This is a genomic window from Sphingomonas sp. UV9 (assembly GCF_004101245.1).
In the GTDB taxonomy this organism is placed as follows: domain Bacteria; phylum Pseudomonadota; class Alphaproteobacteria; order Sphingomonadales; family Sphingomonadaceae; genus Sphingomonas.
Window position 1 is genome coordinate 409,297 of record NZ_SCIN01000003.1, and the last position, 23,296, is coordinate 432,592.

At 66.0% G+C, this 23,296-nt stretch carries 17 protein-coding genes and 1 riboswitch; of the genes, 4 read left to right on the forward strand and 13 right to left on the reverse strand.

Annotated elements, in window-relative coordinates; all coding sequences use genetic code 11:
- Window positions 1–137: 137 nt before the first annotated feature.
- The 3 genes from EQZ23_RS14295 to EQZ23_RS14305 form a co-directional block, all read right to left on the reverse strand.
- The gene (locus EQZ23_RS14295; RefSeq protein WP_128455102.1) at window positions 138–1,529 is read right to left on the reverse strand and encodes an HlyD family type I secretion periplasmic adaptor subunit; all 1,392 of its coding nucleotides are present in this window, start codon (window positions 1,527–1,529) and stop codon (window positions 138–140) included.
- Complete coding sequence (locus tag EQZ23_RS14300; RefSeq protein ID WP_128455103.1) at window positions 1,526–3,661, reverse strand: type I secretion system permease/ATPase; 2,136 nt, start codon at window positions 3,659–3,661, stop codon at window positions 1,526–1,528. Before EQZ23_RS14300 ends, EQZ23_RS14295 begins: the two co-directional genes overlap by 4 nt.
- 153 nt (window positions 3,662–3,814) lie before the next feature.
- On the reverse strand, window positions 3,815–8,926 hold the full coding sequence (locus EQZ23_RS14305) for a hypothetical protein (RefSeq protein ID WP_128455104.1): 5,112 nt from the start codon (window positions 8,924–8,926) through the stop codon (window positions 3,815–3,817).
- 285 nt (window positions 8,927–9,211) lie between these two features.
- Between EQZ23_RS14305 and EQZ23_RS14310 the strand changes: the two genes are divergently transcribed.
- On the forward strand, window positions 9,212–10,513 hold the full coding sequence (locus EQZ23_RS14310) for a UDP-glucose/GDP-mannose dehydrogenase family protein (RefSeq protein ID WP_240663584.1): 1,302 nt from the start codon (window positions 9,212–9,214) through the stop codon (window positions 10,511–10,513).
- Window positions 10,514–10,515: 2 nt separating this feature from the next.
- Entirely contained in the window at window positions 10,516–11,493 is a 978-nt protein-coding gene (locus EQZ23_RS14315; protein WP_240663585.1) for an NAD-dependent epimerase/dehydratase family protein, read from the forward strand.
- 17 nt (window positions 11,494–11,510) lie between these two features.
- On the opposite strand, the gene EQZ23_RS14320 is transcribed toward EQZ23_RS14315, so the two are convergent.
- The 6 genes from EQZ23_RS14320 to EQZ23_RS14345 all read right to left on the reverse strand — a co-directional run bounded on the left by EQZ23_RS14320 (window position 11,511) and on the right by EQZ23_RS14345 (window position 18,873).
- Window positions 11,511–12,935: a PepSY domain-containing protein gene (locus EQZ23_RS14320; RefSeq protein WP_128455106.1), complete on the reverse strand. Its 1,425-nt coding sequence runs from the start codon at window positions 12,933–12,935 to the stop codon at window positions 11,511–11,513.
- Between the two features lie 28 nt (window positions 12,936–12,963).
- Window positions 12,964–15,144: a TonB-dependent receptor gene (locus EQZ23_RS14325; protein WP_240663586.1), complete on the reverse strand. Its 2,181-nt coding sequence runs from the start codon at window positions 15,142–15,144 to the stop codon at window positions 12,964–12,966.
- 101 nt (window positions 15,145–15,245) lie between these two features.
- A riboswitch (cobalamin riboswitch) is annotated at window positions 15,246–15,474 on the reverse strand.
- A gap of 79 nt (window positions 15,475–15,553) precedes the next feature.
- A complete protein-coding gene (locus tag EQZ23_RS14330) occupies window positions 15,554–16,030 on the reverse strand; it encodes a PilZ domain-containing protein (protein ID WP_128455107.1) in 477 nt (158 codons plus the stop codon).
- A gap of 117 nt (window positions 16,031–16,147) precedes the next feature.
- The gene (locus EQZ23_RS14335) at window positions 16,148–16,732 is read right to left on the reverse strand and encodes a response regulator (RefSeq protein ID WP_128455108.1); all 585 of its coding nucleotides are present in this window, start codon (window positions 16,730–16,732) and stop codon (window positions 16,148–16,150) included.
- The gene (locus EQZ23_RS14340) at window positions 16,729–18,309 is read right to left on the reverse strand and encodes a HAMP domain-containing sensor histidine kinase (RefSeq protein WP_128455109.1); all 1,581 of its coding nucleotides are present in this window, start codon (window positions 18,307–18,309) and stop codon (window positions 16,729–16,731) included. Before EQZ23_RS14340 ends, EQZ23_RS14335 begins: the two co-directional genes overlap by 4 nt.
- 93 nt (window positions 18,310–18,402) lie before the next feature.
- On the reverse strand, window positions 18,403–18,873 hold the full coding sequence (locus tag EQZ23_RS14345; RefSeq protein ID WP_128455110.1) for a MarR family transcriptional regulator: 471 nt from the start codon (window positions 18,871–18,873) through the stop codon (window positions 18,403–18,405).
- A gap of 103 nt (window positions 18,874–18,976) precedes the next feature.
- Between EQZ23_RS14345 and EQZ23_RS14350 the strand changes: the two genes are divergently transcribed.
- Both EQZ23_RS14350 and EQZ23_RS14355 read left to right on the forward strand, forming a co-directional pair.
- Window positions 18,977–19,402 (forward strand): organic hydroperoxide resistance protein, encoded by a 426-nt coding sequence (locus EQZ23_RS14350; protein ID WP_128455111.1) that lies wholly within the window; start codon window positions 18,977–18,979, stop codon window positions 19,400–19,402.
- Between the two features lie 499 nt (window positions 19,403–19,901).
- Window positions 19,902–20,417 carry a MucR family transcriptional regulator gene (locus EQZ23_RS14355; RefSeq protein WP_128455112.1) on the forward strand — a complete coding sequence of 172 codons (516 nt, stop codon included), beginning with the start codon at window positions 19,902–19,904 and terminating at the stop codon, window positions 20,415–20,417.
- Between the two features lie 60 nt (window positions 20,418–20,477).
- Here EQZ23_RS14355 and EQZ23_RS14360 read toward each other — a convergent pair whose 3' ends face one another.
- The 4 genes from EQZ23_RS14360 to plsX form a co-directional block, all read right to left on the reverse strand.
- Window positions 20,478–20,888 carry a MerR family transcriptional regulator gene (locus EQZ23_RS14360; protein WP_128455113.1) on the reverse strand — a complete coding sequence of 137 codons (411 nt, stop codon included), beginning with the start codon at window positions 20,886–20,888 and terminating at the stop codon, window positions 20,478–20,480.
- A gap of 4 nt (window positions 20,889–20,892) precedes the next feature.
- Window positions 20,893–21,192 (reverse strand): integration host factor subunit alpha, encoded by a 300-nt coding sequence (locus tag EQZ23_RS14365; protein WP_128455114.1) that lies wholly within the window; start codon window positions 21,190–21,192, stop codon window positions 20,893–20,895.
- Between the two features lie 94 nt (window positions 21,193–21,286).
- A complete protein-coding gene (locus EQZ23_RS14370; protein ID WP_128455115.1) occupies window positions 21,287–22,255 on the reverse strand; it encodes a beta-ketoacyl-ACP synthase III in 969 nt (322 codons plus the stop codon).
- Window positions 22,252–23,280, reverse strand: a complete 1,029-nt coding sequence (gene plsX / locus EQZ23_RS14375; RefSeq protein WP_128455116.1) for a phosphate acyltransferase PlsX — start codon at window positions 23,278–23,280, stop codon at window positions 22,252–22,254. The genes EQZ23_RS14370 and plsX overlap by 4 nt, the downstream gene beginning before the upstream one ends.
- Window positions 23,281–23,296: the final 16 nt, after the last annotated feature.

Consider the following 23,296-nt stretch of genomic DNA (forward strand, 5'->3'; position numbering starts at 1 on the left):
CATCGACAAGAAGTAGCCCGTTGTTTCATGAGCGACAGGGCGGGGGCTGGACGCACAAGTGGCGATCGGCCGCATGACGAGCGACCGTCTCGAATGGATTGCGACGACCTACCTACCGGGTAACGCCGCGTCTTGCCCTACCGCTCGCGCGCGGCTTCGGAGACATCGCGCGATACCGGGTCGAGCATATAGTCGAGCAGGCGACGGCGGCCGGTGCGGATATCCGCGGTGACGGCGAGACCTGGCGTCAGCGTCATCTGGCGTCCGTCCGCCTTCACCGTCCGCTGGTCCATCGCGATCCGCGCCATGTAGTAGGACGGCCCCTTCTCGTCCTGCACCGCGTCGCGGCTGACGGACACGATCCGGCCGGGTACGGTACCGAAGCGCGTGAACGGATACGCCTCGAGCTTGAGCGCGACCGGCTGGCCGGCGCGGACGAAGCCCGCATCGCGGTTGAGCAGCTTGGCCTCGACGGTCAGCTTGCCGTCGGGCACCACCACCATCAACGTACGCACCGGCTCGACCACGCCGCCGACGGTGTGGATCGCGAGTTGCTGGACGGTGCCGTCGACCGGCGCGGCCAGCCGCTGCATCCGGCTCTGCTGGCTCGCCTTGGCGAGGTCCTGGCGGCGCTGCATCGCATCCGACTGCGCCTTGGCGAGATCGCCGAGCGCCATCTGGCGCGCCTGTTCGCGCGAATGGTTGAGTTCCTCGCCATAGCGCTGCGCCTCGGACAACCCGCGCGTGCGCTGTTGCGCGGCGACGTCGCGACTGCCCATTTCGCTACGGCGCTGGCGCTGCATGTCGAGCACGCGCAGGCCGCTGGCATAGCCCCGCGCGCCCAGCGTTTCGATCGCCTTCACCTGGCGTTCCATCAGCGGGCGGTTGGCATCGAGCGCGCGCACCTGATCCGCGGCCCCCGCCGCATCGGCGAGCGCGGAGCGACGCGCGGCGGCGAGCCCGGCATCGGCCGCGCGGGCGCTGCCGAGTTGGGCGGCGACCAGCCGGCGCTGCGTGTCGAGCACGTCGGCGGGCGTGCCGGGGGGCGCCGTGAAGACGCCGCGCCCGCCGCTGAGGCCATCGACGATCGCGGCGTTGCGTGCCACGTCGATCTCGGCGGTGAGCAACGCCTGACGCGCCTGCGCTTCGTCGGCGGAGGACAGGGTCGGATCGAGATCGACCAGTGGCTGGCCGCGCTTGACGACGTCGCCGTCATGCACCCAGATCCGGCGGACCAGACCGCCGCTCACCGACTGGACCAGCTTGACGCTGTCGGCGGGGATCGTCCGCCCCTCCGCGGTCGCGACGATATCGACATGGCCGAGCGTCAGCCACAGCGCGCTCGCCGCCATCCCGCCGAGCAGCAGCCACGCGGTGATGCGCGCGGTCGGCGACACTGGGCGCTCGATCACCTCGAGCGCCGCGGGCAGAAACGCGGTCTCCAGCGGGATGCGACGGTCGCGGCGGGTGGCGCGATCCTCGATCCAGGCGCGACGGACGAGCGACAGATGGTGCGTGAGCGCGGTCATGAGGCGATTCCGTACAGGACGCCCATCTGGCGTCGGTAGAGGTCGGCGTAGCGGCCGCCATGGCTTAGCAGCTCGTCGTGCGAGCCCTGTTCGACCAGGCGCCCCTTTTCGAGCGCGACGATCCGGTCGCATTGCCGGATCGCGGACAGGCGGTGGGCGATGATGATGACGGTGCGGCCGACCGCCATCTGCTTCAGGTTGGTCTGGATGATCTCCTCGCTCTCGGCATCGAGCGCGGAGGTCGCCTCGTCGAAGATCAGGATGCGCGGCTGCGTGACGAGCGCGCGCGCGATCGCGAGCCGCTGGCGCTGGCCGCCCGACAGGTTGGCGCCGCGCTCCTCGATCATCGTGTCATAGCCTTGCGGCATCCGGGAGATGAACTCGTGCGCGCCGGCCATTTCGGCGGCGGCCATCACCTTGTCGATCGGGAGCGCGGGGTTGGCGAGCGCGATATTCTCGCGCACCGTGCGGTTGAACAGCACGTTCTCCTGCAACACCACGCCGATCTGGCGCCGCAGCCACGCCGGGTCGATCTGCGCGACGTCGACGCCGTCGACCAGCACGCGGCCGTTGGCGGGGACGTAGAGCCGCTGGAGTAGCTTGGTCAGCGTCGACTTGCCCGATCCCGACGAGCCGACGATGCCAAGCGTCGAGCCGGCGGGGATCGCCAGGTCGATGTCGTCGAGCGTCCACGGCCCATCATCGGCATAGCGGAAGCGGACATTCTCGAACGTCACGCTGCCACGGATCGCGGGCAGCGCGGTCTGGCTGCCCGCGCCCGGCTCGACGCGGTGGTTGAGCACGTCGCCGAGCCGCTCGACCGCGATCCGGACCTGCTGGAACTCCTGCCACAGCTGCGCCATGCGGATCACCGGGCCCGAGACGCGCTGCGCGAACATGTTGAACGCGACCAGCCCGCCGACCGTCAGGTCGTGCGCGATCACCGCCTGCGCGCCGAAATACAAGATCGCCGCCATGTTGAGCTTGGAGATCAGCTGGATCGCGTTGTTGCCGGTATTGCCGAGGTCGATGACGCGCTGGTTGGCGGCCGAATAGCCCGCCAGCCGGCGCTCCCACGCGTCCTGCCACTGCGGCTCGACCGCGGCGGCCTTGACCGTCTGGATCCCGGCGATGCTCTCGACCAGCAGCGCGTTGTTCGCGGCACCGCGCTCGAACTTCTCGTCGAGCCGGCTGCGCAGCGGCCCCGTCACCAGCAGCGCGACCGCGAGATAGGCGGGGATGGCGAGCACCGCGACGAAGAACAGCTTGACCGAATACAGCGCCATCACTGCGAGGAAGACGACCGCGAAGACGGGGTCGATCAGCACCGTCAGCGAGGCGTTGGTGAGGAATTCGCGGATCGTCTCGAGCTGACGCACGCGCATCGCGGTATCGCCGACGCGGCGCGATTCGAAATAGCTCAGCGGCAACCGCAGCAGATGGCGGAACAGCCGCGCGCCGAGCTCGACGTCGATCTTCTGGCTCGTCTCCGAATACAGCCGCGTGCGCAGCCAGCCGAACGCGGTCTCCCAGAACGACACCGCGACGAAGCCGAACGTCAGCACCGACAACGTCGACAGCGTGCCGTGGACCAGCACCTTGTCGACCACGCTCTGGAAGAACAGCGGCGCGGCGAGCCCGAGCAGGTTGAGCGCCAGCGTGATCAGCAGCACCTCGCCGATCAGCCGGCGATAGCGGACGATCTGCGGGATGAACCACGAAAAGTCGAAGCCCTTGCTCGCCAGCGCCGCGCTCTCGCGCGTGGTCACGAGGACGAGCGTGCCTGACCACAGCGTTGCGAGCGTCGCGAGGTCGATCTTGGCGACCGGCTCGTGCGCGCGCTGGATCAGCACCTCGTCGCCCTGCATCCGGCCGATCAGGAACCACCCCTCGGGCCCGTCCGCCAGCGCCGGCAGCGGCAGGCGGGCGAGATCCTCGGGCTTGGCGGTCCGCGTCTTGGCGCGGACCCCGTCGATGCCGCCCGCCAGCCGGACCAGCGCGTCGGCGTCGAGCGAATGGAAATGCCCCAGACCGTGGCGCAGCTGATCGGCGTCCACCGCGATGCGATGGATTGCCAGCAACGCGGTCAGCGCTACGAGGCCGCTATCGTCCTGAATCGTCTGATGCTTCATGCGGCCCGATCTCGGACGGCGGGAATACGGACTGGGGTCATAACATCTTCCACAAAACCGATTCGGTGGAGTTATGGTTAAGCCCTAAATCCTAAGCGGATGTTGCGGTGCGGCGCGCTTCACCGCTTAAACCGGTAGGCGCGCCGCAAAGCGTCAGCCGAAAGCGTAAACGCCGCTGTTTGCCGAGGTCTGCACGAGTCGGTGCGCCGCTGCCCCGGTCAGAGTGATCGTCGCGCCCTGATCGTATTTCACGGTCAGGTCGCTGCCCGAGATTTCCATCATCGGCTGATACCCCGATTTGGCGAACGCCGAGAGATCGAGCAGGTCGTGACCCGCACCGAAGTCGGCGATCGTCGCCGAGGTGCCGAGCGTGACGAGGAAGCGATCGTCGCCACCACCGCCCGCGACGGTCGCACCGCTACGGTCGACCAGCAGCAGTTCGTCCGCCACCGAGCCGGTAACGCCGCCTGCGCCACCGACCAGGATCGCGTCATAACCGCTGGCCGCGCTCCGGGCGTCGGCGATCGCATGGCCTGCGGTGGCGAAGCTCTCAGTGGTCGCCACGCCCGCGGCGGTCGTCGTCGTACGGCCCGTCATGACACCCGCGGTATAGCTGCGAACGATGCTGCCGCCGCCAGCAAGCTCGGTCTTGCTCGCGTACAACTGGTCCTTCGCGGTGTCGAAGTTCATCGTCGTACGCCCGGCCGCATCGGTCACGGCCTTGCTCTGCTCGCGGCCGGCGACGTCGAAATACTGCTGCGTCCGGCCGGTCGCATCGTTCACTTCCGCATAGGCGCGGCTGCCATCGGCATGGGTGCGATCGACCGATATCGTCTTGCCGGTCGTATCGGTCTTGACCACGCCGACCGCATAGTCGGAGCCCGCGGGCATATAGACCGTGTTGACTGCCGAGCCGTCCGGCGCGGTCACGTATTTGCGCGTGACCGTACCCGCCTGATCGTACAGCAGAGTCGTCCACTGCCCCTGCGCATCGACGGTGACGTCCTTGACCATCCGACCCGCGGTGTCGAAGCCGCGGCTGTGCTTGATCCCGTTCGCCTCGTCGGTGCGAGTCACGAGCGCGCCGGTCGCAGCATCATATTCGCTGGTCTGCGTGCTGCCGTCGCCGATCGTCGCGGCCTTCGTCTTCCGGCCCTTGGCATCGTAATAGGTCAGCAGGCTGGTGCCGTCGGGATTGCGCGTCTCGGTATAGTCGAGCGTCCCGTCGCCATGCTTGCGCACGACCGAAACGACCACGCCCTTGCCGTCGACGAGCTGGGTCTGCGTGACGTAGGATTTGCCGGTGACGTTATACAGCGTGTTCTCGCCGGTGCCGTCGGCGCGCTCGATGAAGTTGCTCGCCAGCTTGCCGGTCGTCGGGGCGTACAGCGTCGTGTTCCAGCTGCCTGCCGCGTCGACGACCACCGCGCTCGTCCGGATCCCGGCTGCGGTATAGGTGTCGGCGGTGCGCGATCCGTCGGCGTTATACGCCTCGACGATCTTGCCGCCGGCCGCGACCTGGGTCCGTCGGCTGGCGAGCTTGCCGTCCTCGTAGAGCGAGGTGGCGACATCGCCGTTGACCAGCTGGCCGATGTCGCGCGTGATCAGCCCGGTGGTCGCATCGAACTGCTGCGTATGCGTTTCGCCGGTCGCCGCGATCGCCACCGACTGGGCGAGCTTGCCCGCCGCGTCGTAGGTCTGGAGGAGGCGCGCGCCGTCTGCGGCGTTGGTTTCCTGATATGCCGGGCTGCCGTCGGCATGGCTGCGCACGACCAGCGTGACCTTGCCCATGGCGTCGAACACGCTGCGCTCGGTGGTCCAGGCCTGGCCGGTGATGCCGAACGACTGCGTCTCGCCGCTGCCGTCGGCATTCTTGATATACCGCTTCGAGACCGCACCCGCACCGTCGAGCACCGACGTGGTCCAGGTGCCCGCGGTATCGACGGTCACTTCGTTGGTCTTCTTGCCCGCGGCGTCATACGTCACCGTCGACCGGCTGCCGTCGGGCAGTACCGACACCATCTGTGCGACGACCCCGGCCTTGAAGCTGGTGGTGACCGTGCCGCCGATCGCGGACTGGACGACGCGCGACACCAATGTCGCGGTCGTCGGATCATAGGTCAGCACGGTCCGCGTACCGTCCTTGGCGACGTCGCCGGTGACGGTCGTTTCGGTCTGGCGGCGACCCTGCGAGTCATACGCCGTCGTGATCTTCGAGCTGCCCTGGACGATATCGGTCGAGACCAGCCGGCCATCGGCGGCGCTGCGGGTCAGCGACACCATCTTGCCGGTGGCGTCCGTCACCTGGATCTCGGTGCTCCAGGCGAGGCCGGTAAGGCCGTAGGCGCGGGTTACGCCGCTGCCATCGGGATTGGCCACATACACCTTGGTCACCGCGCCCGAGGTCGCGTTGAACAGCGTCGTCGTCTTCGTGCCGTCGGGATCGGTCTGCAACTGCGAGATCTTCGCACCCGCGCTGTTGTAGGTATAGGTGACCTTGCCCTGCTCGCTGACGATGTCCTCGTTCACCAGGCCGCCGCCGCTATAGGTCTGGCTGCGGATGATCGTGCCGTTGGCCGCCAGTTCGAGGAGGCTCTTCAGCCCGCCGGTGGTCGGGTCGTAGGTGGTGATGATGCGCCCGCCGCCGACCGCGGTAATGGTCTGGTTGAGCCTGTGGCCCTTCGCGTCATAGGCCGTCGTGGTGCGCTTGCCGTCGGTCGCGTACGAGTCGGTGTAGTCGAGCGTGTCGTCGGCATGGCGCCGCACCACCGAGACGACCTTGCCCGCCTTGTCGGTGGTCTGGACCTCGGTCACATAGGATTTGCCGGTGACGTTGTAGCTGGTGACGATGCTGCGACCGTCGGTATATTGCACATAGGTGCGCTGCGGCTTGCCGGTCGTCGCGTCGAAGACCTGCGTTGTGTAGGTCTTGGCGGTATCGACATCGACCTGCCGGGTCTTCAGCCCAGTCGCGTCGAACGTCTCGGAGGTCCGGCTGCCATCGGCGCGGACCAGCGTCCGGTCGCTCATCGCGCCGCCGACATAGGTGATCGTCGTGGTCGCGCCGGCCGAAGTCTGGACCACGCTCGACGCCAGTTTGCTGGTGGTCGCGTCGTAGGTCAGCGAGGTGCGCGTGCCGTCCGCCGCGTTCGTCACCTTGGTCAGCAACTGGCCGTTTGTACCGAACGTGCTGGAGATCTTGCCGCCATCGGCAAAGGTCTGCGCGGTGGTCACCGGCGTGCCGTCGCCGCGCAGCCGCTCGACCAGCGTCACCACGCCCTTCGTGTTCACCACCTGATGCTCGGTCACGTATGCGAGGCCGGTCAGCTTGTACGCATAGCTCTCGCTGCTGCCGTCGGGCCGCTGCACGAACTTGCGCGAGACGTCGCCGCTCGCGTCATATTGCAGCGTCGTCCAGACGTTCTTGGTATCGACCTGGACCTCGCTGATCCGCTTGCCGGCGGCGTCATAGGTATCGGTGACCCTGGAACCGTCCGCCGCGGTCATCGTGTAGGTCGACACGATACCGTTCTTGTACACCGTCGCGGCATTGCTGCCGTCCTTGCCCGCGACCGTCATCGTCGTCGGCTTGCCGGTCGCGATGTCGTAGCTGGTGACGGTCCGCCCGAGCTTCGGATCGTCGACGATCGTCGCCGACAGCTTGCCCATGGTATAGCTCTGGTCGCTGATCACGCCGGTCGCATATTCGGTGTGGACGTTCGAAATGACGCCGCCGAGATAGCCGTAATCGGCGGTCGAGACGAGGATGCCCTTGGCATCGAACGCCTGTTCTTCCTTCCAGCCGACGCCGGTCTCTGTGACCTTGAACGAATAGCCGCCTTCGACCTTCGCCAGCACCGCGCCGTAATTGGCGATCATGTACCGCATCGTCGATACCGAGGCGACGTTCAGCACCGCGCTGTCGCTCAGCGTGATCGTCTTCAACCCGGTCGATCCCGCCAGCTTGTCGATCTGCGCGACCAGACCGTCCGCGGTCGTGCTCAGCGCGGCGGGGACGGCAGTGGCGGTCTCGGTATAGGCGGACTTCGACCCGACTTCGACGACCAGGGCGCGATCGCCGACCGCCAGCGTGATCTGGCTGACGTTGGTATAGCTCGCGATCGGCGCGCTCCCCCGCAGCGGATCGTAGACGTATACCGTCTTCTGCATGCCGCCGAGATCGATCGTGACGGTCTTCGTCGCCAGCGCGGTTTCGGACTGGGTCGTGGTGTTCCACAGATTGGCATCGCGCCACAGCAGGATGTCATACGCGCCGTTGGTCTTGGTCAGCGTCAGCGAATGGCCGTCCGCGGGCATGCCGCCGAGCGAATAGGCGGTCGCGGCCGATGCCGCAGTGCCGGTTCCGGCATCGACATAGGAGAGCAGGCTGGTCAGGTTATGGACCGCGGTCGCCGCCTGCTTGGGCGTGCCGTCGGCGTTGAACAGGCCGAAGTGGAACTCCTTTTCGGAGCCGCTCGGGTTGAGGCTGCTGTCGAACAGCTCGTACAGGAAGGTCTGGCTCGACCCGTTCTCGAACGCGGTGAGCAATGCGTTCACCGTCAGCTTGGCCTGCGCGCTTTCGTTGACGCCCAGGCCCGGATCGCTCGACAGCGTGGTGTAGCCCGTCTCGGTGATGACGATCTTGTCGCCCTTCGACGCCGCCGCCGCGCGCGCCATCGACGCTTCCATCACCTTATCGGACAGTCCGCCCGACGCGGTATAGGCGTGGGCGTTGGCAAAGTCGGAATACGCGCCGAGATCGCCGATCTCTGCATAGGCCGACGGGCTTTCCAGCGCGACCGACAGGTTGATGACCGACACGCCCGACAATCCGGCATTGCCCTTCACCGCGGTATACAGCGCCTTCTGATACTCGACAGCCGCCGCCAGGGAGCCGCTGCCGTTGTAGCTGAACTCCTGCGTGTTGATCTCGTTCAGCCCTTCGACCGCGACGATGCTACCCGCATGCCGGGTCTGGAAGTCCTCCAGCGACGCGACATAGTTGGCCAGCCCCGAAGCCCCGGTCGCGGGCAGGCCCGACGACGTCACGAAGTCGAATTTGACCCCCGCGGCCGCCATCGCGTTAACGACTGCGTTACCGACTCCCGATCCCGGCAACGTGTCGCGCACCGTGCCGATACCCAGATAGTTCAGGCTGCTGATCGTCAGGCTGGCATTGCCGTACGCATTATTAGCGTTTCCGGAGTGAGCGTTAACGCCCAATGTCGACAGGAACGAGCTGGCGGAAGCGGTCGAGTTGGGCATGGGGCATCTCCATAACGTCGCCCGTGTACCTCGCAGAAACTCATGGCACCGAGGCTAATCAAAACCGTTAAAATCGCGTTCACTGTCTTTTTTTTACAATAAATTTTGCGGTGCAGCAAATTTGTAGCGCCCCGATTGTTGAAACGAAATGCGTCCCGACTGGAGGGCAGGCTATCGCTCGGCCCCTTGCCAAAATGCGGGAAAGGCCGCACCAGCATGCCCCACACGCTGCTATGCAGCAGAGTTGGTCTGTCCGCAGACCGTGCCAGATGTGAGAAAACGACCATGCGGATCGCGGTAATTGGAACAGGGTATGTCGGACTGGTGTCGGGGGCGTGTTTCGCCGACTTCGGTCATGACGTCGTTTGCGTCGACAAGGACGCGAGCAAGATCGACGCGCTGCATGCCGGTCGAATTCCGATCTTCGAGCCCGGGCTTCAGGCGTTGGTCGAAACCAACGTCAGGGGCGGCCGCCTGGCGTTCACCACCGATCTGACCGAAGGCGTAAAGGGTGCCGAAGCGGTGTTCATCGCGGTCGGTACGCCGTCGCGGCGCGGCGACGGCCATGCCGATCTCGGCTATGTCTTTGCGGCTGCTGCCGAGGTCGCAAAGGCGGTCAGCGGCTTCACCGTCGTCATCACCAAGTCGACCGTTCCGGTCGGCACCGGCGACGAAGTCGAGCGGATCCTGCGCGAGAACAACCCGGATGCGGAATTCGCCGTCGTCTCCAACCCCGAATTCCTGCGCGAAGGCGCCGCGATCGACGACTTCAAGCGGCCCGACCGCGTCGTCATCGGTGGTCACGACGAGCGCGCGATGGCGGTGATGCGCGAAATCTATCGCCCGCTGAGCCTCAACCGCTCGCCGGTGATCGAGATGTCGCGGCGCGGCGCAGAACTGACCAAATATGCCGGTAACGCCTTCCTCGCGACCAAGATCACCTTCATCAACGAGATCGCCGACCTGTGCGAAAAGGTCGGGGCGGACGTCCAGGAGGTCGCGCGCGGCATCGGGCTCGACAACCGGATCGGCGCGAAGTTCCTCAACGCAGGGCCGGGCTATGGCGGCTCGTGCTTCCCCAAGGACACGCTGGCGCTGCTCAAGACCAGCCAGGATTACGAAGCCCCGCAGCGGATCGTCGAGGCCGTGGTCGCGGTCAACGAGAACCGCAAGCGTGCGATGGGCCGTAAGGTCATCGCGGCGATGGGCGACGAAGTGCGCGGCAAGACGGTCGCAGTGCTCGGCCTTACGTTCAAGCCGAATACCGACGACATGCGCGACAGCCCGGCGATCGCGGTGATCCAGTTGCTCCAGGATGCGGGCGCGCGCGTCCAGGCCTATGATCCCGAGGGCATGGAACAGGCGGCCAAGCTGCTCCAGAACGTCGATTTCAAGGACGATACCTATGCGACGATGGAAGGTGCCGATGCGCTCGTCATCGTCACCGAATGGGACGCGTTCCGCGCGCTCGATCTGAAGCGCGTCAAGTCGTTGCTGTCGGAGCCGATCCTGATCGATCTCCGCAACATCTACCCGCGCGACATCGTCGAGAATGCCGGCTTCACCTACATCGCGGTGGGCCGCTGATCGTGGTCGCACCCGTTCTCGTCACCGGCGTCGCAGGCTTTATCGGCCATGCGACGGCGCGCCGTCTGCTCGATCGCGGCGAGACGGTGATCGGTATCGACAACGTCAACGATTACTACGATCCAAGGTTGAAAGAGGCGCGGCTGGCGACCTTCGAGGGGAAGCAGAACTTCGCTTTCCACCGGATGGACGTGTCGGATGTCGAGGGCGTGGCGGGTCTGGTATCCGACAACGGCGTGACCCGGGTGGTGCATCTCGCGGCGCAGGCGGGGGTTCGGTACAGCATCGAAAACCCGTTCGCGTACGAGAAGTCGAACCTCGCGGGTCATCTCGCGGTGATGGAAGCATGCCGGCACCAGCCGCAGTTCGAGCATCTGGTCTATGCCTCGTCGAGCTCGGTTTACGGCGACAAGCCGATGGGCGGGCAGGGGTTCAGCGAGGACGAGCCATCGGTCATGCCGGTGTCGCTATATGCGGCGACCAAACGCGCATGCGAATTGATGAGCCAGTCCTATGCGACGCTCTACGGTTTTCCGCAGACTGGCCTGCGGTTCTTCACCGTCTATGGCCCCTGGGGCCGGCCGGACATGGCTTATTTCTCCTTCACCGACAAGATTTTGGCCGGGCAGCCGATCGAGGTCTACGGCGAGGGCAAGATGGCCCGCGACTTCACCTATATCGACGATATCGTGACCGGTATCGTCGGCGCGCTCGATCATCCCCCGGCATTGCGCGAGCACCGCGTGCTCAACATCGGCGATAGCCATCCCGTCGGACTCATGGCGATGATCTCGACGCTGGAAACCGCGATCGGCCGCGAGGCGGTGAAGATCATGAAGCCGATGCAGCCGGGCGACGTCACCGCGACCTATGCGGACGTATCGAAGCTCAAGGCGCTGACCGGCTACCAGCCGCAGGTGATGCTCGAAGAAGGCCTGACCCGCTTCGCCCGCTGGTACCGCGATTACTACAAGATCTGAGGGCGTTCGCCGACTGCTTACGGCCGTCGGCGCTTCAACCTTTTCCAGCCAAGCCAGACGCCGCTGATCGACGTGACCAGCCCGGCGATCGACGCGAGCCACAGCCACAGATCCCAGACCGGGCGATGCTGCGTCAGCGTGTTCAGATCCCATTTGTGGAACAGGTCGAACGCCCAGCGATAGGCGCGCCGGCGACGGTCGACCGTCGCCAGCACCTCGCCGGTCGCAGGATCGACATAGAGCCAGGTCGAGGCCGGGTCGTCGAACCGCAGGCGCAGGATCGGCAGGCGCGGCGTGCCGCCGACCTCGTACCAATAGGCGTCAGGCGTCGTCAGCCGATCGAGCGCGATCAGCGATGCGCCGGCCTGAAGACGGCGCGCGGTGGCGGCGATGGCGGTCGTTGTAGGACGCGCGGGCGCGAGCGAGAGTGCGCTCAGCGTGGTCCTTCGGCCGTCTGCATAGTCGAGGACGACGAGCGGCGTGTTCGCATAGTCGGTCAGACGCGCGCGGACGGCGCCCGCGCCAGCGGTGGCGAGCCGATCGAACTGCACTGCGGGGACCTGATCCGACGCGACATAGGCCCGAACCGCGGCTTCGGCCGGCGGGACGCTGCGGAACAGGTGGCCCGGATCGACCGAGAGCCACCCGCTGACGATCCACGCGATCAGGAAGCCCCCGCCGATTAGTCCCGCCAGATGGTGCCACAGCATCCAGCCGCGATAGGGTGACATGCGGCCTCCGCTGAACCGATGCCGGCCAAGCCGCGTTCTGAGGATCCCGATCCACATGCCTGCGACGGCTGCCGCGATGCAGGGTCCCGAGACCCACATCACGACCTGGCGCCATGCGGCGTTATCCTGCCGCAAAACGGTAGGGTAGAGCCAGTGCGGCACCGACCCGAGCCAGTTCCACAGCCGCTCATGTCGGGTCGTCGCCTGTACCACGCTGCCGGTCGAGGAGGAAACGTACACGTCGCTCCCCGGCGGGTCTGCAAGCGTCACCTTCCACAAGGGGCGATGCCGGTCGAAGCCGCCGCCCACGGTCCACTGGTCGCGCGCTAGGAGTTCGGTGCCGGCGACGGGGGCATGACCGAAGCGGCGTGCGATGCGCGCGGCGTATCCGGCATCGACCGGGGCGAGGACGGCCCCACCGTGTGCGGCGATGGTCCGCCGTTCGCCCGCCCATGGCTCGATCTGCCAGACCGGCACGTCGTCGCGCATTTCGAGCCGCAGGCCCTGGGGCCATCGCCCGGTATCGAGCGGCGGCGGCACGTCCACCGCCCGCCAGTCGATCGGCTCGGCATGCGCGAGATGCTCGGCCGGCGAGAGCGAGGGGTAGGGGACGTAGATCATCACGAGTCCCGACGAAAACCACATCGCGAACAGCAGGCAGCTCGCAATCCCGATCCAGCGGTGCACGAGATAGAGCCAGCGCCGGCTCATCTTGGCGAGCGATGCGGGGTGGCGGCGGCTAGAAACCGGCACGGAGCGAGACGTCCACGGCGCGAGGCCGGCCCAGGATCCATTGCTGCACGCCGTAGCTGTTGATCGCATAGGCCGCGTCGAACAGGTTATAGACGTGAAGATCCACGGCGACGCGCGGGGTCACCGCATAGGACAGCGTGGTGTCGACCGTGACGTATCCCGGGATCCGGAAATCGTTGGCGTTGTCCGAGAAGCGGCGGCCGACACAGCGCAGTCCGGCGCGGGCCTGAACGGTCGGCGTCGCGGTCCAGCGCAGCCACAGGTTCGCCATCGTCTCGGGCACGTCGGGCGGGGTGTTGCCGGCATAGTTCGCGGGCCCCGACATGAAGTCGTCGAACCGGGCGTTCAGAACGCTGCCGTTCGCGTCGATCCCGAGACCCTTTGGCAGGTCGATCGAGACCGCGGCTTCGATGCCCTTGGCGGATCGCTGCCCGACCTGCTCGATCGGACTGGTCGGCGTGCGTTGCGCGAGCAGTCCCGTCTTGACGATACGGTACGCCGCCAAGGTCGCCGTACCCCGGCCGTCGAGGAACACCGCCTTGGCGCCGATCTCGACTTGATCGCCCACGGCGTTGCCGAACTGGACTTGCCCGGTCGAATAGGTGGTCAGCGTCCCCAGCGGGTCGACCCCGGTCGCGTACTGCGCATAGAGCGAGACGGTCGGGACCGGCTGGTAGACGCTGCCGATGCGCCAGGTCGTGTTGTGCAGGCGCTTGTCGAGTGCGAAGGCGTCGGTCGGACCATCGATCGTCCAGCGCTGGATCCGGTCGCGTTCGTAGCGGATCCCGCCGACGATCGAGACATGCTCGCCGAGCTTCAGCCGATCCTCGGCAAACACCGCATATTCGGTGGTCCGCGTCCGATAGCGCGGCGCGACCCCCTGCGTGTCGACGATGACGCCCGGATCGAAATCGTACGGGTCGACCTGCGACACCTGCGGCTCGGCCCCGAAATTATGCGAGTAGGTCAGCTTGACCAAGTTGACGTCGAACCCAACGACGACGTCATTGGACAGGCCGTCCGCGATCGGCGTGCGGACCGTCACGCTACCGTGATCGCCCCATTGCGTCTGGTCGTGGACGATGCCGGTCATGTCCGTGCGGTAGATGCGGCCGGGCGTGGCGGCGCGGCCACCGTTGCCGTTCGGGCAGGCGCCGTCCGTCGCGACCCAGCAATAGCTTTCGAGGTTGAGCCAGGACCGTTTCGACGTCAGCCGATACGCCTGATTGCTGACGGTCAGCGCCGTCAATGGCGTCCAGTCGGCCTGGATGCTGGTGCGGTGGTCGCGAGAGCGAACATAGCCGTCGCGCGTGTTGTAGTTGCGGCGACGATTGTCGTCGTCGAGCCGGCCGCCGATCAATGGCGTGCCGAAATAGCGCATCGGGTTCTGGTTGCCGTAATCGTCGCGAACCGTGACGGCGAGCGTATCGGTCGGGCTCCAGCGCACCGTCGCGGACAGTGCGTAACTGCGCGATTCCCCTCGGTCGACATATCCGTCGGACCGGCGGTAGCTGCCGTCGACGCGGTAGGACAGGCGCTCGCCTGCCGGCCCCCCGACGCCCGCCGCGACATGGGCGGTGTCTTGCGAGCCATAGCCGATCTCGCCGTCGATTTCGATGCGCTGGGCGTTCGGCTGGCGCATCAGCACGTTGACCGCACCGCCCAGCGCGCCCTGGCCGTACAGCACCGACGCAGGCCCGTTGAGGATGTCGATCCGCTCGACCATCCACGGATCGGTCGGGAAAGTAACCGTCCCGGCTGCGGGAAACAGGCGCACGCCGTCGATCAGCTGGAGCACCGACCCCTGGCCACTGAACCCACGCGCCGCGAGTGCAGTGCCGCCATTGCCGAGATTGCCGACGCTGGTGATGCCCGGTGCGCGGCTTTCCGCATCGGCGATCGCCATGTCGCCGCGCGCGCGGATCGTGGCGCCGTCGATGACCGACAACGTCGCCGGCGTCTCCAGCGGCGATAGGTTGAGCCGGCTGGCCGTTTCGTTGGGCACCGTCAGGTCCGCTTCGTGGCGACCGGTAACCAGAATGTCCTCGGATGTCGGTTCGGCGGCTTGCGCGTTAGCCGTCGACGGCAGACCGATGACGAAGCCGGCGGCGATGCAGGCGTAGTGGCGTTTGCGGCGAGCGCCGATCGTGACGGTCATGGTCTTCATACCCCGGTGAAGGGCGAAGAAGACGGTTGGACACGAAACAGGCCGCGTTCGGAATGTCCGGCCGCGTGCATGCAAGCAGCCAGCCCGGGATCCCCGCCGGTGGACGTTATCGCGTCGGAGGCAGGTCTCCTGGCTCGCGGGTCATAACGCCGGTCTGGCCTTCCCGGCGGGGTCTACCGCCAGTGACACTCATCGACCGTCGCTCGCCGCTTACAGTTGCGGGGGCAGCGCCGGCCTGGGATCTGGTTCCTCAAAGGAGATCCGCACCGGCTTCCCGTCTTAGCTTCTGGACGATTGCGCGACCGAAGAACCTCGACACGCCGGTGTCCCAGCTTCCAGGAAGACGGTCAAGCGACATATAAGGAATTCTTTATATGACCTTTCGGTGCCGATGCTTAGCCGGCGGCGCTCATGTCACGGGGCCGCCAAGCAGCGCGGCAACTGCGCCGAATGGTGTGGTGAGCGCCCGATAACAGAGGATTGCGGCGAAGCCCGCCATCCCCATGCCGATGAGCGTCAGGCATATGAACTGCAAGGCCGACGAGTGGCGTCTGCTGCGATCGGCTTGCTGGACAGTGTGCCGGCTGAAGTCTTCGCGGATATGGCTACGCCGATCGGGTTTTGCCGGGCCACGGTTCGGCGGGGATTCGTTCAAAAGCGCGGCGACGCTGACCGGGTCCTGGGTCCGCACCCCGAAGCGACTGCCACCGCTCCAGACGACACGTCCGATGATCACGAGCGCCCCGCGCCGGATATCGACATAGGTGCCAATAGCGGGGGGCATCGCGCTGGAAACGAGAAGTCCCCGATCGGAGACGTCATGGATACACCCGTCCGACCATCTGCCATTGACGTTCATCCGGCAGGTAACCGACAGTTCTTTCAAGGCTGGCAATTCATAACCGATCTAGCGACGTCATCATCGACGATCGGTATCTCGAAGGTACGCTGCCCCCAATCCGGGAAATATACCGATCTGCGCCCGCGTTATGATCTGCGCGGGTTACCGGGCGAGGGCGATCAACTGGGCGATGCCGTTGGTACCGGTCTTCGCGACGATCGCGGCCCGGTGGTCCTCCACCGTCTTGGGACTGATAGCGAGTGCGGCGGCGATCGCCTGGTTATTGTGTCCCTTGACCAGCAGATCGAACACTTGGCGCTGGCGCGGTGTCAGCGCCGCGGTGCGGGCGAGCGCCGAGCGCTGTGCCTTGGACCAGGCGACGCCTTCGCAGACGGCGGCCAGCAGCCGATCCTCGTCGATCGGTTTTTCGAGATAATCGAGGCCGCCATAGCGGCGCACCGAGTCGACCGCATTGGCGGTCGTCGGCCACGCGGTCATGAAGACAATCGCGACGGCCGGGTCGACGGTGCGAACCCGATCGGCAAAGTCGAATCCGTCGATATCGCCCATCATCACGTCGGTGACGATGCAATGCGCGGGTGCCTGCCCGTATACCGCAAGCAGCGGCACAGGATCGAGGAACGGCTCGGCGACATGGCCGTGGCGACCGAGCAACCGGGCGACGGCAGCGCCGAGATCCCGATCGTCGTCGACGACATAGACGAGTCCGCAGGCAGGATCGGTCATTCGGTTTCACCCAGCAACGGGAGGAGGATCGTCGCGCGGGTTTCGCCGGTGTCATCGCTTGTCCTGGTAAGCCTGCCGCCATGCGCCTCGACGATCGCGCGGGCCACGAGGACGCCGATACCCATGCCCGGCTGTGGCTGGCGATCGGGCCGACATCGGTTGGTCACGACGATCCGCGCTTCGCCGTCCGCGCTGGCCACGCCAAGCGAGACCGCGCCGTTGCCCTGGGCCTGGACCGCATTGCGCACGAGGTTGACGATCGCCTGCGCGAGTTCGACTTCCTGTGCGAGCACGACGAGGTCCGGGTCGACCGTCTCGATCGTGAGCGCCACGCCCCGCGATTTCGCTTCGGGGTGTGACAACGCCGCGACGGTATCGATCAGCGCAGCGAGCGGCAACGGCGTCGGTTCATCGACCGCCCGTCCTCCGAAGCGCCGCAATCGACGGACCAGCGTGGAGAGCGCGGCTGCCTTGCGATCGACCAAGGCGGCGGTCGTGGCGATCTCAGGGTCGGCCGACACGGTGATCTCGTGCAGGTGCTTGGCCTCGATCGCCAGCGTGGACAAAGGTTGGCTGATCTCGTGGATGACCGCGACCGACATCGCCCGCAACGTCTTCAGCCGCTCGGCCTGGAACAGCAGGCGATCCCGGCGTTCGAGGTCGCCGCGCGCGCGGGTCTGCGCATCGGCGAAGCTGCCGGCGAGATACCCGACGACCATGATCGATGCGAGGCTCATATGCAGGGCCAGCCGTTCGTCCATCCGCATCGGCATCGCGGTCCGCGGCAGCACGATCGCGGCAACGACGACGATGGCAAGCCAACTTGCGGTGCGGCCGGATCGCAGGCCGATCCACGCCACCGCCAGCAGGACGGGCGTATGGGGCGTCCCGAGGCCGATTTTCGCGAGCAGGATCTCGGTTCCGATCGAGGTTGCTAGAACGCCGACTGCCTCGATCACGGCGGATGTCCGCGGCTTCTCCGGCCGCGATGCGGTGCCGGACAGGAATTCGGCGAGCCAGAGCAGCGGCGGCGTGAGCAGCAGGACCCCCAGCAGGTCGCCGACCACGAACGCGGTCAGCGACGTCACCACCTCGCGCAGCCCTGAAACGCCGGTGAGATCGGGACGCAGCAACGACCATGGCAAGGCGGCCAGGGCCGCGGCGATCGGTGCGCCGACCGACGCCAGCCCGAGTGGCATCGGCGCCACGCTCATGCTCGTACGGGCGCGACCCGCGAGGTTGCGAACGAGCAGGACGACCAGGCTATAAGCCAGCGGGGGCCTGATAACTCCGGTCAGGTGGATTGCCCATTCTGGAGAACGGAGATCGATCACGCCCGTCGTGCACTGCACCAGAATTTCGGCGATCACCAACCCCGGAAGTAGCCGGGGACCGCGCCGCCATAGCAGCGCCATGCGGAAACCCGCCGCCGGATAGAGCAGAGAATAGAAGCCCCGACCGCCCCATTCCGAGGCGATATGGTGCGCCACCCAGAACGCCACCGCATAGCCGAGCAACCATGGCAGATCGGGAAGGGATACACGAAACGGGGCAGGGACGGGCGCGCGCGGAGTCATCGTCGGCTGTTTGCACGATCGAGCCGCTGTCGCCTATCCGGGCAATTCCCTGAACGCGGGTCCCTGAACGCGGGGCCCTGACCACGGGAACGGTCAGGACGGGACTGGTCGACTGTCCGCCAGCGCACGGCGGAGCGCGGCCACTTCGGTATTGAGCGCCGCCAGACGCTCGGGTGTCATCCCCGAGCGTTTCACGATCATCGGTCCGAGGCATCCGGTCTCCGCCCAGCGGGACTTGCCGGCTTCGGTCAGGCGCACCCGGACCTGGCGTTCGTCCGCAGGGTTACGCACCCGCGTCACCAGCCCGGCGACCTCCAGCCGCTTCGCCAGCGGCGTGATGGTGCTCGGTTCGAGCGCCAGTCGGTCGGCGATCGCCCCGATCGAACAGCCGTCCCCCGCCTCGTTCAGGGTCTGGAGCACGAGAAACTGCGGATAGGTGATCCCCAGGCGGTCGAGCACGGGCTTGTACGCGCGGTTGATCGCGATCGTCGTGGCATAGAGCGAAAAGCAGAGCTGGTCGTCCAGCGGCAACGGGAGCGGATCGGACACGGCAGAACTCTTCATGGCCACCGAGTATCACAAAAATGCTTATCGCGACAAATATACTGGACGTCAGCACTAGGGCTACCTAAATCTATTATCGCGATAACAATTACGGAGATGCATCATGTCGATCGATGTCAAGTACAGCACCGAAGCCACCGCGACCGGTGGTCGTGACGGCCATGCGCGCTCGCAGGACGGCCGTTTCGAGGTCGCGCTTTCGACCCCTAAGGAACTGGGCGGCGCGGGCGGCGACGGCAGCAATCCCGAGCAGCTGTTCGCAGCAGGTTATTCCGCCTGCTTCATCGGCGCGCTGAAGGTCGCGGGCCAGCAATTGAAGATGAAAATTCCCGACGACGTCGCGGTCACTGCCAAGGTCGGCATCGGACCGCGTTCGGAGGGTGGCTTCGGTATCACGACCGATCTTGCCGTTTCGCTGCCGGGTATCGAGCGCGATCAGGCGAAGAAGCTGGTGGATGCGGCGCATCAGATCTGCCCGTATTCGAATGCGACGCGCGGTAACGTCGATGTAGGTCTGACGCTGGTCTGACGCTGGTCTGACGCTGGGCTGACACGGGTCGGGCGGCTGGTCGGGCGGCTGGGGTCCGACGACCCGGCCGCCCGATCGACAGGGAAGGGAGCGCTCCGACCGGCCCGCGCCTTGACTAACGGCGACGACCCAATGGCGAGCCCGGCCGGCAAGGCAATTGCGACGGGATGCACGCGATCATGGCCGCCACCGCGCGGATCCCGGCGGACCAGGCGGCGGTGGCGGCAAATATTTCCGTGGCGTTCCGGAACGACTGGCGCGGTGAAGTCTTATCAACCCGATACCAGCATCCTCGGTGCATTGGCGGAGGTCGAATAGACCGGAAACAAAACGACCCATCCACAATGTTGGGGATCGCGGTCGTTTTGAAAAACGGGAAACCTATTCTTCTTTCGGTCTGAGTATTGGATCGCGAGTACACCCAAACATACAGTGTTCATTCGCCAGCAAAGGCTGTAGGCGTTCGCCGGGGGATACATGATGAATTCAAGGAAATAGCGTGACGGATACGATTAACACGGTTGAATTGGCTGCCGAACTGACGGCAGCATGGCTCGCAAACCCCAACACCCGCACTGCGGCCGATGACGTGCCGGCATTTCTGGTGGCGATGCATGCCGCTGTCGCAAAGCTGTCCGGTAACGGCGAAGCCGAGCCCGAAGCTGCTGCGGTTCCTGCAGCCGAGCCGGCGGTTTCGGTGCGCAAGTCGCTCGCGTCGCCGGATCACATCATCTCGATGCTGGACGGCAAGAAGTACAAGACGTTGCGTCGTCATCTTTCGACCAACGGCCTGACGCCCGAGCAGTACCGCGAACGCTTCAACCTGAAGCCCGACTATCCGATGGTCGCTGCGACCTATTCGGAAGCGCGCCGCGCGATGGCCAAGTCGATCGGTCTGGGTCGCAAGGCCGGCTCGACCGTCGAAAAGGCTGCCGATGGTACCGCCAAGACGGTGCGCAAGACCGGCAAGGCAGCCCTCGATGCCGCCAAGAAGACGCTGGGCAGCGACGCCTGAGATATGCGGGGGAGGGCCTAGCCTTCCCCCGTTTCCCATGGCCGATCCAGAACAACGCGCTTAGGCGGCGTCCTCGATCAGAGCCTGTGCCAGAAGCGCCCGGATCGCCTTCAATGCGGGGATCGGCGAGTCCGCTTGTGCGGGGCGATCTGAAGGAGGCGCGGCCGGTGGGGACTTCTCGCCGGCAAGCAACTGCTGCACGCCGCGCACCGTATAGCCCTCGCGGTTCAGCAGCGTGTCGATCCGCCGCACCAGCGCGACGTCCTCGGCCCTGTAATAGCGACGATTGCCGGCGCGCTGCAACGGTCGGAGCTGCGGGAACCGCGTTTCCCAATAGCGCAGGATATGCTGCGGCAGTCCGGTATCGGCGGATAGTTCGCCGATCGTGCGAAACGCCGCCTCGGTCTTGGTGGCAGGCGTCGAGCCAGCCTCACCAGTCGAGGGCGCGCCGTCGTCGGCGTCGCCAGGCATTGGCTCAGCCGGCACCGACGATGCGCTCACGCATCATCTGGCTCGCGCGGAACGTGAGGACGCGGCGCGGTGCGATCGGCACTTCGATGCCGGTCTTCGGGTTGCGACCGACGCGCTCACCCTTGTCGCGGAGCACGAACGTACCGAACCCCGAAATCTTCACGTTCTCACCATGCGACAGGGCGCCGCACATTTCTGCGAGGATCTGTTCGACGATCTTCGATGAATCCGCACGCGACAGCCCGACTTCGCGGTGAAGGGACTCGGCCAGATCGGCCCGCGTCAAAGTGCCAGTCATAGTCATTTGCAAGCTCCCACACTCGGCGCTCCTCCTACACAGGCGCGGAGACGATCGGAAGGGATTTGTTCTACAAGCGAATCGACATGTTTCGAAACGATTAGAAGCGGATAACCGCGGCACCCCAGGTAAACCCGCCACCCATCGCCTCGAGCACGACGATCTGGCCCTGCCGTATACGTCCATCGCGCACCGCGACGTCCAGGGCGAGCGGCACGGAAGCGGCCGACGTGTTGGCGTGCTGATCGACGGTGACGACGACTTTCTCGGGTGCGAGGCCCAGTTTGCGGGCGGTCGCGTCGAGGATCCGCGCATTCGCCTGGTGGGGCACGACCCAGTCGACCGCCGAAGACTCCAGCCCGGCCATCGCCAGCGACTCGGTCATGACCGAGGCCAGGTTGGTCACCGCATGACGGAACACCTCTCGGCCCTTCATGCGCAGCTTGCCCACGGTGCCGGTCGTCGACACGCCGCCATCGACATACAGAAGCTCGTTGTGGCGGCCATCGGCGTGCAGTTTCGTGGTCAGGATTCCGCGGCCACCCTCGTCGGCGCTATCCTGCGCTTCCAGTACGATCGCGCCGGCGCCGTCGCCGAACAGCACGCAGGTCGTCCGGTCTTCCCAGTCGAGGATGCGGCTGAACGTCTCCGCGCCGATCACCAGCGCGCGCTTGGCGACGCCGCTGCGGATCATGCTGTCGACGACCTGGACCGCGTAGAGGAAACCCGAACAGACAGCGGCCACGTCGAACGCGACGCAATCGTCGATCCCGAGCATCGCCTGCACCTTGGTAGCGCTGGACGGAAAGGTCTGGTCGGGAGTCGCGGTGGCGAGCACGATCAGGTCGATGCTCTCTGGTTCGATCCCCGCGGCGGACAGCGCGGCACGGCACGCATCGGCGGCGAGCGTCGCGGTCGTCTCGCCTTCGCCGGCGATATGGCGGAAGCGGATGCCGGTACGCTCGACGATCCACTCGTCGGTCGTGTCGACCTGTTCCGCGAGTTCGGCGTTGGAGACGCGGCGGGCGGGCAGGGCGGATCCGGTGCCCAGGACGACCGAACGGATCATGCCGCCTTCTCCACGTTACCGAGATCGTCGGCGATCCGCCGCACCAGGTCGTTGCGGACCATCTTCGCAGCGTTGCCGATCGCGGTCGCCACGCCGCGCTCATTGGCGCCGCCATGGCTCTTCACGACGATGCCGTTCAGCCCGAGAAAGACCGCACCGTTGTGATTGTTCGGATCGAGGTGATCGCGCAGCAACTCGGTGGCGGGCTTCGAGATCAGGAAGCCGAGCTTCGAGCGGACCGAGCTGCGGAACGCCCGCTTGAGCAGGTCGGCGACGAATCGCGCGGTTCCCTCCGCGGTCTTCAGCGCGATGTTGCCCGAGAAACCGTCGCACACGACCACGTCGACCTCGCCGCGGGACAGCCGGTCGCCCTCGATGAAGCCCTCGAACTTCATGTCGACCGATGGCGTCGCGCGCAGCTGCGCGGCGGCGTCACGAATCTCGTCGGTGCCCTTCATGTCCTCGCTACCGATATTCAGCAGCGCGACGCGGGGGTGCGGGATGTCGAGCGCGGTGCGGGCATAGGCGGCGCCCATAATCGCGAACTGGACAAGATTGCGCGAATCGCACTCGGTGTTCGCACCGAGGTCGAGCATCACCATGTCGGTGTCGCCGAGCGTCGGCAGACGGGCTGCGAGTGCGGGTCGGTCGATCCCAGGCAGCATCCGCAGCGAGATCTTCGCCATCGCCATCAACGCGCCGGTGTTACCCGACGACACCGCGGCTGCGGCGCGACCCTTTTTCACGAGGTCGATCGCAATGCCCATCGATGTCGTCTTCGCACGCCGAATCGCCTGACTCGGCTTTTCGCTCGAGCCGACGACTTCGGGTGCGTGGACGATCTCCGAATTCTGCGCGAGATTCGGATGCGACTTCAGTTCTTCGCGAATCGCCGTTTCGTCGCCGACCAGGAAGAAGTGCATGCCCTCGTACCGATGGCGCGCGCGTGCGACACCGGCGAGCATCACTGCCAGCCCGTCATCGCCACCCATCGCATCGACCGCGATCCAGCCGCTGTCGGGCATTGTCTATCCCTCGTTC

Bases quoted from the DNA above. Each gene is read 5' to 3' on its own strand.
- EQZ23_RS14305 (WP_128455104.1), bottom strand. From the start codon at position 8,926: ATGCCCAACTCGACCGCTTCCGCCAGCTCGTTCCTGTCGACATTGGGC.
- EQZ23_RS14310 (WP_240663584.1), top strand. From the start codon at position 9,212: ATGCGGATCGCGGTAATTGGAACAGGGTATGTCGGACTGGTGTCGGGG.
- EQZ23_RS14360 (WP_128455113.1), bottom strand. From the start codon at position 20,888: ATGCCTGGCGACGCCGACGACGGCGCGCCCTCGACTGGTGAGGCTGGC.
- EQZ23_RS14345 (WP_128455110.1), bottom strand. From the start codon at position 18,873: ATGAAGAGTTCTGCCGTGTCCGATCCGCTCCCGTTGCCGCTGGACGAC.
- EQZ23_RS14335 (WP_128455108.1), bottom strand. From the start codon at position 16,732: ATGACCGATCCTGCCTGCGGACTCGTCTATGTCGTCGACGACGATCGG.
- EQZ23_RS14350 (WP_128455111.1), top strand. From the start codon at position 18,977: ATGTCGATCGATGTCAAGTACAGCACCGAAGCCACCGCGACCGGTGGT.
- EQZ23_RS14320 (WP_128455106.1), bottom strand. From the start codon at position 12,935: ATGAGCCGGCGCTGGCTCTATCTCGTGCACCGCTGGATCGGGATTGCG.
- plsX (WP_128455116.1), bottom strand. From the start codon at position 23,280: ATGCCCGACAGCGGCTGGATCGCGGTCGATGCGATGGGTGGCGATGAC.
- EQZ23_RS14370 (WP_128455115.1), bottom strand. From the start codon at position 22,255: ATGATCCGTTCGGTCGTCCTGGGCACCGGATCCGCCCTGCCCGCCCGC.
- EQZ23_RS14295 (WP_128455102.1), bottom strand. From the start codon at position 1,529: ATGACCGCGCTCACGCACCATCTGTCGCTCGTCCGTCGCGCCTGGATC.
- EQZ23_RS14365 (WP_128455114.1), bottom strand. From the start codon at position 21,192: ATGACTATGACTGGCACTTTGACGCGGGCCGATCTGGCCGAGTCCCTT.
- EQZ23_RS14325 (WP_240663586.1), bottom strand. From the start codon at position 15,144: ATGAAGACCATGACCGTCACGATCGGCGCTCGCCGCAAACGCCACTAC.
- EQZ23_RS14300 (WP_128455103.1), bottom strand. From the start codon at position 3,661: ATGAAGCATCAGACGATTCAGGACGATAGCGGCCTCGTAGCGCTGACC.
- EQZ23_RS14340 (WP_128455109.1), bottom strand. From the start codon at position 18,309: ATGACTCCGCGCGCGCCCGTCCCTGCCCCGTTTCGTGTATCCCTTCCC.